The sequence below is a fragment of the Nonomuraea rosea genome (assembly GCF_039539705.1).
GTDB classification, from domain to species: domain Bacteria; phylum Actinomycetota; class Actinomycetes; order Streptosporangiales; family Streptosporangiaceae; genus Nonomuraea; species Nonomuraea rosea.
In genome coordinates this window covers 105,148-118,561 of sequence record NZ_BAABDQ010000040.1, presented here as the reverse complement: position 1 = coordinate 118,561, position 13,414 = coordinate 105,148, and the positions used below count along the sequence as shown (strand labels likewise).

Annotated in this window: 11 protein-coding genes; 10 read left to right on the top strand and 1 reads right to left on the bottom strand. The window is 70.1% G+C overall.

From position 1 onward, the window contains the following. Positions 1–11: 11 nt before the first annotated feature. From steA to ABEA43_RS53205, 9 genes are all read left to right on the top strand, one after another. On the top strand, positions 12–1,208 hold the full coding sequence (steA, locus tag ABEA43_RS53245; protein WP_345574370.1) for a putative cytokinetic ring protein SteA: 1,197 nt from the start codon (positions 12–14) through the stop codon (positions 1,206–1,208). Next, a complete protein-coding gene (locus ABEA43_RS53240) occupies positions 1,205–2,182 on the top strand; it encodes a copper transporter (RefSeq protein ID WP_345574368.1) in 978 nt (325 codons plus the stop codon). Before steA ends, ABEA43_RS53240 begins: the two co-directional genes overlap by 4 nt. Before the next feature lies 1 nt (position 2,183). Then, positions 2,184–3,047 (top strand): hypothetical protein, encoded by an 864-nt coding sequence (locus tag ABEA43_RS53235; RefSeq protein WP_345574366.1) that lies wholly within the window; start codon positions 2,184–2,186, stop codon positions 3,045–3,047. 78 nt (positions 3,048–3,125) lie between these two features. Next, positions 3,126–4,748, top strand: coding sequence for a murein biosynthesis integral membrane protein MurJ (gene murJ / locus ABEA43_RS53230; RefSeq protein WP_345574364.1), 1,623 nt, complete (start codon positions 3,126–3,128; stop codon positions 4,746–4,748). A 57-nt stretch (positions 4,749–4,805) separates the two neighbouring features. After that, positions 4,806–6,221, top strand: a complete 1,416-nt coding sequence (locus ABEA43_RS53225) for a glycosyltransferase family 4 protein (RefSeq protein ID WP_345574362.1) — start codon at positions 4,806–4,808, stop codon at positions 6,219–6,221. A gap of 175 nt (positions 6,222–6,396) precedes the next feature. Then, positions 6,397–7,380, top strand: a complete 984-nt coding sequence (locus tag ABEA43_RS53220) for a TerC family protein (protein ID WP_345574360.1) — start codon at positions 6,397–6,399, stop codon at positions 7,378–7,380. 108 nt (positions 7,381–7,488) lie between these two features. Beyond that, on the top strand, positions 7,489–8,130 hold the full coding sequence (locus tag ABEA43_RS53215) for a phosphatidylserine decarboxylase (RefSeq protein WP_345574358.1): 642 nt from the start codon (positions 7,489–7,491) through the stop codon (positions 8,128–8,130). Further along, positions 8,117–8,941 (top strand): CDP-diacylglycerol--serine O-phosphatidyltransferase, encoded by an 825-nt coding sequence (gene pssA / locus ABEA43_RS53210; protein WP_345574356.1) that lies wholly within the window; start codon positions 8,117–8,119, stop codon positions 8,939–8,941. The genes ABEA43_RS53215 and pssA overlap by 14 nt, the downstream gene beginning before the upstream one ends. A gap of 36 nt (positions 8,942–8,977) precedes the next feature. Continuing rightward, the gene (locus tag ABEA43_RS53205; RefSeq protein WP_345574354.1) at positions 8,978–9,250 is read left to right on the top strand and encodes a hypothetical protein; all 273 of its coding nucleotides are present in this window, start codon (positions 8,978–8,980) and stop codon (positions 9,248–9,250) included. Positions 9,251–9,285: 35 nt separating this feature from the next. Here ABEA43_RS53205 and ABEA43_RS53200 read toward each other — a convergent pair whose 3' ends face one another. Then, positions 9,286–9,942 (bottom strand): MBL fold metallo-hydrolase, encoded by a 657-nt coding sequence (locus ABEA43_RS53200; protein ID WP_345574352.1) that lies wholly within the window; start codon positions 9,940–9,942, stop codon positions 9,286–9,288. Positions 9,943–10,528: 586 nt separating this feature from the next. On the opposite strand from ABEA43_RS53200, the gene uvrA reads away from it, so the two are divergent. Continuing rightward, positions 10,529–13,369 carry an excinuclease ABC subunit UvrA gene (gene uvrA / locus ABEA43_RS53195; protein WP_345574350.1) on the top strand — a complete coding sequence of 947 codons (2,841 nt, stop codon included), beginning with the start codon at positions 10,529–10,531 and terminating at the stop codon, positions 13,367–13,369. Positions 13,370–13,414 lie beyond the last annotated feature (45 nt).

The following is a 13,414-nucleotide window of genomic DNA, read 5'->3' as shown; positions in this document are numbered from 1 at the left end:
GGATGGTCTTGATGAAGGTTCCGGGAAGCAGAATGCCGGGCCTCCGCGGGAGGAAGGTCCCAGACCTTCCCGGTGTAACGGCAGTGGCGAGAATCGACCGGCGTACCAAGAGGCTGACAAAGCGGCTCCAGCCCGGGGAAATCGCGATTATCGACCATGTGGACGTTGACCGGGTCAGCGCGGAGGCGCTCGTTGCGTGCGGAGTGGCGGCGGTGGTCAACGTCGCCACGGGCATCAGCGGACGCTATCCCAACCACGGGCCGCAGATCCTGCTGGACGCCGGCGTGCCGTTCGTCGACAACGCCAACCAAGAGCTGTTCGAGCGGGTCAAGGACGGTGACGTCGTGCGGCTCTGCGACGGCGTCGTCTACCTCGACGAGGACATGGTCGGCAAGGGCGACCCGCAGACCGCCGAGGCCGTCGAGGCGGCCATGGCCGAGGCGCGCGCCGGGCTCGCCGTGCAGATCGAGGCTTTCGCCGTCAACACGATGGAATACGTGCGCGGCGAGGGCAAGCTCCTCATCGACGGAGTCGGCGTACCTGAGATCCGCACGCCCATAGAGGGCAGGCATGCCCTCATCGTGGTGCGCGGATATCACTACAAAGAGGACATCGCCACGCTCCGCCCGTACATCCGCGAATACCGGCCCGTCCTGGTCGGCGTCGACGGCGGGGCCGACGCGCTGCTGGAGGCCGGCTACCTGCCCGACGTGATCGTCGGCGACTTCGACTCGGTCTCCACCAAGGCGCTGACCTGCGGCGCCGAGCTCGTCGTGCACGCCTACCGCGACGGCAGGGCCCCCGGGCTCGAACGCGTGCACCAGCTCGGCCGCGAAGCGGTGATCTTCCCGGCCACCGGCACCAGCGAGGACATCGCGATGCTGCTGGCCGACGACAAGGGCGCCGAGCTGATCGTCGCGGTCGGCACCCACGGCACGCTGGAGGAGTTCCTCGACAAGGGGCGCCCCGGCATGGCAAGCACCTTTCTCACCCGCCTGATCATCGGCAGCAAACTCATCGACGCCAAAGGCGTGAGCAGGCTCTACCGCAGCCGCATCTCCACCCCGCAGCTCCTGCTTCTCGTGGTCACCGCGCTGATCACGATGAGCGTCGCGCTGACCTTCTCGCCGATCGGCCGCACCTGGCTGAACGGACTCCAAGACGTGTGGAACGCCTTCATCTTCTGGCTGGTCGGACTTTTCTCGTGATCGATTTCCGCTATCACCTCGTCTCCATCGTCGCCATCTTCCTGGCGCTGGCGGTGGGCATCGTCCTGGGCACCACGCTGCTCCAGGATCCCGCGATCGACCTGGCCAAAAGGACCAGCGACGAACTGACCAACACCAACAACGGCCTGCGCTCCGACCTCGACACCCTGCGGGGCAGGGAGGCGGGCAACGACGCGTTCATCGCCGCCGCCACCCCCGAGATGCTCGCCGGCACGCTGACCGGCCAGCGAGTGCTCCTGGTCGAGACGCCCGGCTCCAGCACCGCCGTCCGCGAGGCCGCGCAGCAGGTGCTGACGGAGTCGGGCGCGGAGATCTCCGGGCGTGTCACGCTGACCGAGAAGCTCCTCGACCCCAAGGGCACGGGCGTGATCGACGGCCTGGTCAGCCAGCTCAAGCCGGCCAACATGGCGTTCCCGACCACCGCCACCGCCTGGGACAGGACCGCCGCGCTGCTCGCCGCGGCCCTCGTCACCAACGACCCGGCCCAGGCGGGCACCCCTAACCCGGCCACCACCGACGTCGTCAGCACCTTCGAGACGGGCGGGCTGCTCAGCACCGAGGGCGAGCCGGTCAAGCGGGCCACGCTCGCCGTGATGTTCGCGCCGGAGAAGCCGTACGAAGGGGAGAGCGCCGACATTCAGGCGGGCGCGCTCGTCTCCATTGCCGGCGGCCTGGACGCGACGGGCAGCGGCGCGGTGCTCGCGGGCGCGGCCGTGCCCGCGGCGGTCCCCGGAGACCCGATCAGCGCCGTACGCGACGACAGCGACATCGCCAAGCGCGTCTCCACCGTCGATACCGCCGATATGCCCATGGGCCGCGCCGTGATCGTCTACTCTCTGCGGGAACAACTGGGCGGGCGGGCCGGCCAGTACGGCATCGGCAAGGGCGCCGCGTCCCCCATGCCCGCCATGCCGTCCGCCACCCCGTCACCCACCACCCAGACAGGGAGCTGACATGCCTGCCAGCCGGGCCCGTGGCCTGCTCTACGCCCTCGCCGGCACCGCGATCGGGGCGGTCGCGGCCCGTGCCGCCTACGCCGCGTTCACCCGCAACCGGCCGCACGACCTGAGCGGCCGCTGGACGCGCAAGAACCACCGCGGGGAGCCCATCACGCTGCTCGAAGGGCCCGCGTTCGTGGCGGGGTCCAGCGCGGCGGCGGCGCTCGCGCCCGGCCTGCCCGGCCGCCTGCGGCTGGCCGCCCTGGTCGCGGGCGTCGGCAGCGGCACGCTGGGCGCCTACGACGACCTCTACGGCACCACCTCGTCCAAGGGCTTCAAAGGTCACCTGACCGCGCTCGCCCGCGGCGAGGTCACCAGCGGCGCCGTCAAGATCCTCGGCATCGGCGCCACCGGGCTCGGCGCCGCCGCGCTCGTCTCCCAGGGGCCCGTCGAGACCCTGGTCAACGGCGCCACCATCGCGGGCGCCGCGAACCTCGCCAACCTCTTCGACCTCCGGCCCGGCCGCGCCGTCAAGGTCGGCCTGCTGACCGGCGCGCCGCTGCTGACCGCCGCGCTCTTCCGCGGCTCGCCCGCCGCCGCGGCGCTGGCGGCCGTCCCGCTCGGGGCCGCCGCGGCGCTGCTGCCCGAGGACCTGGGCGAGCGCGCCATGCTCGGCGACGCCGGCGCCAACTCCCTGGGGGCGCTGCTCGGCCTGGCCGCCGTCACCCAGCTGGGACGGCCCGGCCGGTACGCCGTGCTGGGCACCGTGGTGGCACTCACCGCGGCGGCGGAGAAGGTCAGCTTCACCAAGGTCATCGCGGGCAACCGCGTGCTCAACCGCCTCGACATGCTCGGCCGCCGCCCGGTCGTTCCCGTCTGATCCGCCGCGCGCGATTGTCGGTGTGGCCTGCCAAGATGTCTGCGTAAGCGAGATCGGGTGCGGGGCTGGGGAGGCCGGGTGGGGGTCGTGACGGCGCGGGGAGTCGCGGGAGGCGCCCTGCTCATCGGGGCGATCACCGTGCTGGCGCGCGTCGCCGGCTTCGCCAAGCAGTACGCCTTCGCCCAGACCGTCGGGACCAACTGCCTTTCCACGGCCTACATGACGGCCAACCAGATTCCGAACATCGTGTTCGAGGTGGTGGTCGGCGGGGCGCTGGCCGGGATGGTCGTGCCCGTGCTCGCCGGAGCGGCCGCCGCCGGTGACTCCGCGGCCGGGCGCGCGCGGGTGAGCTGGATCAGCTCGGCGCTGCTGACCTGGGTCGCCGTCGTCCTGGTGCCGCTGGGCGCGCTCACCGCGCTGTTCGCCGGGCCGATCATCGGGCTGTTCTTCGGCACGGCCGTCGACGGGTGCGGCGACGTGGCCGCGGTGACGGCGGTCGCCACCCGGATGCTCGTCGTGTTCGCCCCCCAGATCCCCCTGTACGGCGTCGCCGTGGTCCTCTACGGCGTGCTGCAGTCGCACAAGCGCTTCGCCGGGCCCGCGGTCGCGCCGCTGGTGTCCAGCATCGTGGTCATCGTGGCCTACCTGCTGTTCGTGCCGCTCAGCGGCGGCGTGAGCGATCCCGCCGCCGAGCTGGGGCCTGCCGAGCTGGCGCTCTCCGCGGGGACGAGTCTCGGGGTGCTGTCCCTGGTGCTGGCCGTGCTCGGGCCCACCGGGCGGCTGGGGCTGCGGTGGCGCCCGACGTTACGCTTCCCCGAGGGCGTGGCCGCCCAGGTGCGCAGGCTCGCCCTGGCCGGGATCGCCGCGCTCCTCGCCCAGCAGGCCGCCATGATCGTCGTGCTGCTGCTGTCCAACAACGAGATCGGCAACGGCGCCATCACGGTCTACAACTACGCGTGGGCGATCTATCTGGTGCCGTACGCGGTGCTGGCCGTGCCCATCGCCACCAGCGCGTTCCCCCGGCTGTCGGCCAGCGCGCAGGACGACCCGGCGGCGTTCTCCGCGCTGGCGGCGCGCACGACGCGGGCCGTGGTGCTGGTGTCCGGGCTGGCCGCCGGCGTCCTGGCCGCCGCCTCGGGGCCCGGCGCGGTGGTGTTCCTGGGGGTCAAGAGCGAGGTGCCGGCGCCCGAGCTGGCACGGGCGATCGCGCTGTTCGCGCCGGGGCTGGTGGGCTACGGGCTCATCGCGCATCTGAGCCGGGTGCTGTACGCCGCCGGTCGTGGCCGGGCGGTCGCCGTCGGGACGGTGGCGGGCTGGGGAGTGGTTCTGGTCGCGCAGACCGTCTTCGTGTTCGCGCTGCCCGACGCGTGGAAGATCGGGGGGATGGCGCTCGGCATGAGCGTCGGCATGAGCGTGGGCGGTGCGCTGCTGCTGGGCTCCGTGGAGCGGGCCCGGGGTCGCGGGGCGTTGGCGGGGCTGCCCCGTGCGGGGGGCGCGGCGGTGGCCGGCGGGCTGCTGGGGTATCTGGCGGGGGCCGGTGTGGTGGGGTGGCTCGGGGTGCAGGGCATCTGGCCGAACGTGTGGGCCACTTTGCTGGCGGCCGTGGTGGCGGTGGCGGTGGGGGGCGGCGTGGTCGCCCTGGTCGATCGGGCCGACGCCAGGGCGCTGTCCGGGCTGTTGCGGCGAGGCGGATCGGGCTGAGGCCGCTGCCGGGGCCGTCGTGGGCTGTGAGCGGGATGGTTGAGGAAGGAGCGGGTCGTGCGGGTGGCTTTCGTGCTGGGCACCACGTCGGGTGGTACGGGGCGGCATGTGCTGATGCTGGTGGAAGGGCTGGTGCGGCGCGGGCACCAGGTGCTCGTGCTCGGGCCGCGCAGCGTTGAGGAGGCGTTCTCGTTCGCCGGGGCGGGGGGGCGGTTTGTGGAGGTGGCGGTCTCCGATCGGCCGCATCCGGTCAACGACCTGCGTGCGGTGCTGGCGATCAGGCGGTTGACGAGGGACGCCGAGGTGGTGCACGCCCACGGACTGAGGGCCGGGGCGCTGGCCGCGCTCGCTGCGCTCGGGAGGGGGCGCGGGCGCGAGGGAAGGCCCGAAGGCGGCCCCGGTGGCGGTCCGCGGGGTGGGTCCGTCAGCGGGCGTTCGGATGGGCCTCGCGAGGGCCGGGTGGCGGCGGCGGGTGGTGGGCGGCTGGTGGTGACACTGCACAATGCGCTGACGGCCGGTGGGTTCGTCGGGGTGGTCTATGGGGTGCTGGAGCGGGTGGTGGCCCGGGGGGCCGACGATGTGCTGGTCGTGTCGCCCGATCTCGGCGAGCGGATGAAGGCGCTGGGCGGCCGGCGGGTGCGGGCGGCCGTGGTGGCCGCGCCCGCGCTGCCGCCGGCGAAGCGGACGCCGGAGGAGGTCAGGGACGAGCTGGGTGCCGGCGCGCGCCCGATACTGCTGACCATCGCCAGGCTTGCCCAGCAGAAGGGCCTGGACACCCTGCTCGACGTGGCTGTGGGGCCGTGGGACGGGGACCGGCCGCTCGAAGGCAGCGGCGGGTCTGGGGATCCGGCGCGCGGAGCTGGGGGTGGGTCCGGGGGCTGGGCGGGCGAAGCTGGTGGCGGGTCCGAGGGCCGGGCGCTCGAAGGCGGTGGCGGGTCTGGGGAGCGGGCGCGGGAAGCTGGTGGCGGGTCCGGGGGCTGGGCGGGCGAAGGCGGTGGTGGGTCTGGGGGTCCGGCGCGCGGAGCGGGGGGTGGGCCGCTGTTCGTGGTGGCGGGGGAGGGGCCGCTGCGAGCGGAGCTGCAGGCGAGGATCGACGCCGAAGGGCTGCCCGTGACGTTGCTGGGCAACCGGCGGGATGTGCCCGACCTGCTCGGCGCGGCCACCGCGCTGGTGATGCCCAGCCGGTGGGAGGGCCAGCCGCTCACCCTCAGGGAGGCGCTTATGGCGGGAAAACCGGTAATTGCCTCCGATGTTGGGGGGATTCCGGAAATTTTGCGAGAAGCCGGGATCCTGGTTCCGTACGGGGATGTGGACGGGCTGCGCGGAGCCGTACGCGAGCTGCTTGTAACGCCCGGATCTGCGGAAAGGCTGGCTGCGGCGGCCGAGCGGCGGGGGCGGGAGATGCCCGGCGACGACGAGGCGGTGGACAGCGCGCTGGCCGTCTACCGCCATGGTGATCGAACGGACGATTAGGCGAGGTGGGGGCGTTCTCGTATACTGCGTGGGTTAGGGAGGGGAGTATCCCTTCGCGACAGCCTCGTCATCACGGTGCAGCCCCGCTCCACGGGGCCCCCGGGGCTGCCGGTCCGCAGATTTCGGCGGGCGGGAGAGACCTCCGGCAATGAGTCGTGCGTGCCGGAGGGTTTGAGTGACCGTACCCGTGTGGGCCTGGATCGCCGTGATCGGCGGCCTCCTCGTCGTCCTTGCCGTTGACTTGTGGATCGTCGACCGTGGAGAAGCCCGAGAGTTCTCCATGCGGCAGGCCGGATATTGGGTGACGTTCTACGTCTTCCTCGCCGCCGTGTTCGGGGTGGTCTTGTGGACCACGGTGGGCGGTGCCAAAGCAGGAGAGTTCTTCGCCGGCTACATCACTGAATACAGCCTGAGCGTCGACAATCTCTTCATTTTCTTCATCATCATGAGCAGGTTCGCCGTGCCACGGGCGTACCAGCACAAGGTGTTGCTCGTGGGCATCCTGCTCGCGCTGGTCATGCGCGGCATTTTCATCGCGCTCGGCGCGGCGGCGCTCGAGCGGTTCAGCTGGCTGTTCTACGTGTTCGGCGCCTTCCTGGTCTACACCGCGATCAACCTCGTCCGCCAGCATCTCAAGGGCGACGAGGAGGAGTTCAACGAGAACGTCGTGCTCAGGTGGGTGCGCAGGGCTTTCCCCACCACCGAGACCTACGTCGGCTCCAAGGTGACCGTGAAGATCGACGGCAAGCGCATGGTCACGCCCATGCTCATCGTGATGGTCGCCATCGGCAGCACCGACCTGCTGTTCGCGCTGGACTCGATTCCCGCCATCTTCGGGCTCACGAAAGACCCCTTCATCGTCTTCACCGCCAACGCATTTGCCCTGATGGGACTGCGTCAGCTTTACTTCCTGCTGGGCGGGCTGCTCCAACGGCTCGTCTACATCAGCTATGGTTTGGCGTTCATCCTCGGCTTCATCGGGGTTAAGCTGATATTGGAGGCGTTGCATGCCAGCCATGTCTCCTGGGCGCCCGAAATTCCCATCTGGGTGTCGCTCTCGGTCATCGGCGCCACCATGGTCATCACCACCGTGGCCAGCCTGATCAAGGCGCGCATGGACGCGCGCAAGGGCGAGGAGACGCATCCGGAGCAGGTCTAGCGAAAAGGGCTTCGAGGCGCTTTGCTTGTGTAGTTGCGCCGTGTAATAGTTACTGGCTCTGTAACATCACGGCAAAGCGCCCAGTCCAGTCACCACCAAAGGTTGTACGTGTCAGACGATTCTGCTAAGCCGAGCCGCGTGAGGCTCGCACGCGGGGTCTCCCCGTGGCTCTTCCCTACGGTGGCCGCGGCGGCCACCACCGCGCTGCTGACGCGCAGGGACCGGCGTTGGGCGCTCGCGGCTGTGCCGCTGAGCGTGCTCACCGGTGGCATGCTCTGGTTCTTCCGCGACCCTGACCGCACGCCGGGCCGAGGACGTGTTCTGTCACCCGCCGACGGCGTGGTGCAGAGCATCGACCCGTGGCCCGATGGCCGCACGAGGGTCGCGATCTTCATGAGCCCGCTGAACGTGCACGTCAATCGTGCCCCTCTTGCGGGAAATGTCACCTCCGTGCAGCATGTCGCAGGTGGGTTCCTGCCGGCTTTCAACAAGGACAGCGACCAGAACGAACGCGTGGTGTGGCATTTCGAGACCGCGCTCGGCGACATCGAGATGGTGCAGATCGCAGGCGCGGTGGCGCGCCGGATCGTGCCGTACTTGAGCGCCGGTGCGAAGGTCGAGCCGGCCGAGCGGATCGGGCTCATCAGGTTCGGGTCGAGGGTCGACATCTACCTTCCAGAAGGCATCTCTCCCGCGGTGTCCGTAGGGGAGAAGACGGTTGCGGGGGTGACCAGAATTGACCGCGGCTGACGCCGGTAGTTGGCAGGCGGATGATGACGAGCCTCGTGGCCCCGTCGGCAAGGCCTTCCGTCTGTCCGCCGCCGACTCCCTCTCGCTGGGCAACGCGGTCTGCGGCTTTCTCGCGGTCTGCGTGCTGGCGTACTCCGCCATCAAGCAGCTCCAGGTCGCCGGTGGTCCGTTCACGCCCGCGCCCAGCTACTTCGCCACGGCCGTCGTGTTGCTGCTCATCGGCGCGACGTGCGACCTGTTCGACGGTCTCGTCGCGCGGCGTTTCCGCGCCTCCGCGATGGGCGCCGAGCTCGACAACCTGGCCGACGTCATCAGCTTCGGGTTCGCGCCCGCGTTCATGGTGGTGATCTGGGGCGGGTTCACCGATCAGGTGCCGTTCGCGGCGGTGGTCACCGCGGCCGCGGCCGTGCTGGTCGCCGGGGTCGTACGCCTGGCCAGGTTCGCCTGCGTCAAGACCAAGAGCGGCGACTTCATGGGGCTGCCCATCCCGATGGGCGCGATGACCGTGATCTCCATCGTGCTGCTGTTCCAGCCGAGCATCTGGTCGCTGCTGGCCGTGCTCGGCGTGGCGTGGCTGATGGTCAGCCGCATCGAATACCCCAAGCCGAAGGGGCAGCTCGCGGCGGTCGTGCTCGGCTGGATCATGGTCAACGTGGCGTTCCTGACCTTCTGGGTCGCCTGGCCCGAGGGCGGCGACCTGCCGATCAAGATCGGTGCGAGCATGCAGATCGCGCTCGTGGCGGCGATCCCGTTGCGGGTGCTGTTCTACAAGCGGGAGCAGCGCCGCGAAGCCGAGCGCATTGGCAACTGACGGGATTTTTCGTCTTACTTCGGCTTTGATGGATCCATGTCGGCCATGCCGCGCGAGCACACGCGCACGTACCATCTCGGCAAGCTGGCCACGGAGCTGGAGCTGCGCGGGCTGACGGCGACGCTCAGGTCGTATCCGCCCGCCTTGCGGGTCAGCGATCCCGACGCGGCGATGCTGGCCGAGACCGTGGACTGCGTGCCGCTGTCCGACGGATGGTTCTACCGGTGGTCCTGGGGCGAGCTCGTCGGTGAGACCGACGATCCCGCCCTGGCCGCCCAGCGCATCGTGCACGTTCTGGCCGCGCGCTAGGGCCGTCGTACACCTGAAGCCAGAGCGGGAACCGGCTACCAGCCTCTGGCCTTCCATTCCGGCAGGGCGGGGCGCTCGGCGCCCAGCGTGGTGTCCTTGCCGTGGCCCGGGTAGACCCAGGTGTCATCGGGCAGGCGGTCGAAGATGCGCTCCACCACGTCGTTGTAGAGCTGGTTGAAGCGCTCGGGGTCCTTCCACGTGTTGCCGACGCCGCCGGGGAACAGCGAGTCGCCCGTGAACAGGTGGTGGCCGGCCTCGCCGCCGTCGTACAGCAGGGCGATCGAGCCGGGCGTGTGGCCCCGCAGGTGGATGACTTCGAGCGTGATCGGGCCGACGGAGATGGTGTCGCCGTCGTCGACCGTGCGGTCCACCGGCAGCGGGAGCGCGGACGCGTCGAGCGGGTGGGCGATGAGCTGCGCGCCTGTGACCTTCGTCACCTGTTCGAGGGCCTGCCAGTGGTCGCCGTGCTGGTGCGTCGTGACGATGGAGCCGACGGGCTGGTCGCTGATCAGGGCGAGCAGGCGGTCGGCGTCGGCGGCCGCGTCGATGAGCAGGCCGTCGCCGGTCTCGGTGGCGCGCAGCAGGTAGGCGTTGTTGTCGAACGGGCCGACGGCGAGTTTGCAGATCGTGAGCGCGGGCAGCTCGCGCACGTCGGCGGGGCCGCCGACCTGGACGTCACCTGTGTAGGTCATGGATAGTCCTCTGGGGGCGTCGTGGGCAGATCAGCGGGGCCGGCATCGTCGGCCACGGTGGCGGCTCTGGAAGCCCTGTGCCTCCGGGGCCTGGCGTGAACGACTGCCCCACGGGCACCAGACTAACGCCATCGCCCCCCGGCCTGCCGGTCAGCCGGGCCAGCATGTCGGACGGCGTGCCGTGGAGGGGAGGGGCGGGTCCGAGGTTGCGCCAGATCTCGCCGTCTCGTACGAGCCGGATCTCGGTCACGGCGGCGGGTCGGCGGGCCGTGGTCTCGTTCGCGGTGGCGCCGGCCGCGCCCCTGGTCCAGCCCGGCAGGTGGCGGGCCGCGGAGGTCGGCTCGGCCTGCGGCGTGGGTAGGAGGCTCATGTCTGGATATTTCGTTATTTGGGTGTCTGAGCCGGTGGTGGGCATAAAGTCGCAGGTCAGATGGTTGAAAGCTAAAGGCTTCCTGCCGGGGTGGCAGATGGCCGTAACCTGTGAGGGACGGATTTTCGGGGGCCGTGGATCGAGTCGCCGAAATTGTCGGAGCCCCCGTCTACCATCCCCCGTGGACCTATCCGCCTTTCGACTTCCGGGATCGCCGTGGCAGACCGCCTGATCGTGCGTGGTGCACGAGAACACAACCTCAAAGACGTCTCGCTGGACCTTCCGCGAGACTCTCTGATCGTCTTCACCGGCCTGTCCGGCTCGGGCAAGTCGAGCCTGGCCTTCGACACGATCTTCGCCGAGGGGCAGCGGCGCTATGTCGAGTCGCTGTCGGCGTACGCGCGCCAGTTCCTCGGCCAGATGGACAAGCCGGACGTCGACTTCATCGAGGGCCTGTCGCCCGCGGTGTCGATCGACCAGAAGGCGACGAGCAAGAACCCGCGCTCGACCGTCGGCACGATCACCGAGGTCTACGACTACCTGCGGCTGCTGTGGGCGCGCATCGGCAAGCCCCACTGCCCGGTGTGCGCGCGCCCGATCGCCAGGCAGATGCCGCAGCAGATCGTCGACCGGGTGATGGACCTGGAGGAGGGCACCAGGTTCCAGGTGCTCGCGCCGGTCATCCGCGGCCGCAAGGGCGAATACGCGGAGCTGTTCCGCGAGCTGCAGACCAAGGGATTCGCCAGAGCCAGGGTCGACGGCACCGTCGTGCGGCTGGAAGAGCCGCCGACGCTGAAGAAGTACGAGAAGCACGACATCGAGGTCATCGTCGACCGCCTGTCGGTCAAGGAGTCGGCGCGGCGCAGGCTCACCGACTCGGTGGAGACGGCCTTGCAGCTGTCCGGGGGCACGATCACGCTCGAGTTCGTCGACCTGCCGGAAGACGACCCCAACCGTGAGCGCTTCTACTCCGAGCACCTCTACTGCCCCTATGACGACCTGTCGTTCGAGGAACTGGAGCCGCGCTCGTTCTCGTTCAACTCGCCGTTCGGGGCCTGCCCCGAGTGCACGGGCCTCGGCACGAAGATGGAGGTGGACCCCGATCTGGTGGTGCCCGACCCCGAGCGGACGCTTGGCGACGGCGCGCTCCACCCGTGGTCCGGCGGCCACACGAGCGAATATTTCGTCAGGCTGATCGAGGCGCTCGGCCACGCGGTCGGGTTCACGCTCGACACGCCGTGGGAGAAGCTGCCGAAGAAGGCGCAGAAGGCCCTGCTGCACGGCCACGACGAGCAGGTGCACGTCCGCTACGCCAACCGCTACGGCCGTCAGCGCTCCTACTACACCACCTACGACGGGGTCATCCCGTGGGTGCAGCGCAGGCACGCCGAGGCGGAGAGCGACTCGAGCCGCGAGCGGTTCGAGGGCTACATGCGCGAGATCCCCTGCCCCGCCTGCAAGGGCGCCAGGCTCAAGCCGGTCACGCTGGCCGTGACCGTCGCGGGCATGTCGATCGCCGATGTGGCGGGCATGTCGATCGGCGAGTGCGCGAAGTTCCTGGCCGCGCTCAAGCTGTCCGACCGCGACATGCAGATCGCCGAGCGGGTGGTCAAGGAGATCAACGCCCGTATGGGCTTCCTGCTCGACGTCGGCCTCGACTACCTGACCATGGACAGGGCGGCGGCGACGCTGGCGGGCGGTGAGGCGCAGCGGATCAGGCTGGCCACGCAGATCGGCTCCGGTCTCGTCGGCGTCCTCTACGTCCTCGACGAGCCGTCCATCGGGCTGCACCAGCGCGACAACATGCGCCTGCTCGACACGCTGATCAGGCTGCGTGACATGGGCAACACGCTGATCGTGGTGGAGCACGACGAGGACACGATCGCGGCGGCCGACTGGGTCGTCGACATCGGGCCGGGCGCCGGCGAGCACGGCGGCCAGGTCGTCGTCTCGGGGACCGTTCAGGACCTCCTCGCCAGCGAGGAGTCGCTGACCGGGCAATACCTGTCGGGGCGCAAGAGCATCGCGATCCCCGCCAAGCGCCGCAAGCGCGACAAGAAGCGGCAGATCACGGTCAAGGGTGCGCGCGAGCACAACCTCCAGGGCGTGGACATCGACTTCCCGCTCGGCGTGTTCACGGCCGTCACCGGGGTGTCGGGGTCCGGGAAGTCGACGCTGGTCAACGACATCCTGTACAGCGCGCTGGCCAAGGAGCTCAACGGCGCACGTACGGTGCCGGGGCGGCATTCGCGGATCAACGGCATGGATCAGGTGGACAAGGTCGTCCACGTCGACCAGTCGCCGATCGGGCGGACGCCGCGCTCCAACCCGGCCACCTACACCGGGGTGTTCGACCACGTGCGCAAGCTGTTCGCGGCCACGACCGAGGCGAAGGTGCGCGGCTACCAGCCGGGGCGCTTCAGCTTCAACGTCAAGGGCGGGCGCTGCGAGGCGTGCGCGGGCGACGGCACCATCAAGATCGAGATGAACTTCCTGCCGGACGTCTACGTCCCCTGCGAGGTCTGCCACGGCGCCCGTTACAACCGGGAGACGCTGGAGGTCCACTACAAGGGCAAGACGATCGCCGAGGTGCTCGACATGCCGATCGAGGAGGCCCTGGGCTTCTTCGACGCGATCCCCGCGATCAAGCGTCACCTGCAGACGCTCAACGACGTGGGGCTGGGCTACGTGCGGCTCGGGCAGCCGGCGACCACGCTGTCCGGCGGCGAGGCGCAGCGGGTCAAGCTCGCCTCCGAGCTGCAGCGGCGGCAGACCGGGCGGACCATCTACGTGCTCGACGAGCCGACGACCGGGCTGCACTTCGAGGACATCCGGCGGCTGCTGGGGGTGCTCGGGCGGCTGGTGGACAGCGGGAACACCGTGATCGTCATCGAGCACAACCTCGACGTCATCAAGACGGCCGACTGGATCATCGACATGGGGCCCGAGGGCGGGTCCCGCGGCGGCACGCTGGTGGCCAGCGGGACGCCGGAGGAGGTCGCGCTGGTGGACGACAGCCACACGGGGCGGTTCCTGCGCAAGATCCTCGAGTTCTGACCCGTTCGCCGGGTGGGTCCGTTCTCGCCGGACCGAGGCTCTGAG

Bases quoted from the DNA above. Each gene is read 5' to 3' on its own strand.
- ABEA43_RS53235 (WP_345574366.1), top strand. From the start codon at position 2,184: ATGCCTGCCAGCCGGGCCCGTGGCCTGCTCTACGCCCTCGCCGGCACC.
- ABEA43_RS53200 (WP_345574352.1), bottom strand. From the start codon at position 9,942: ATGACCTACACAGGTGACGTCCAGGTCGGCGGCCCCGCCGACGTGCGC.
- ABEA43_RS53205 (WP_345574354.1), top strand. From the start codon at position 8,978: ATGTCGGCCATGCCGCGCGAGCACACGCGCACGTACCATCTCGGCAAG.
- steA (WP_345574370.1), top strand. From the start codon at position 12: ATGAAGGTTCCGGGAAGCAGAATGCCGGGCCTCCGCGGGAGGAAGGTC.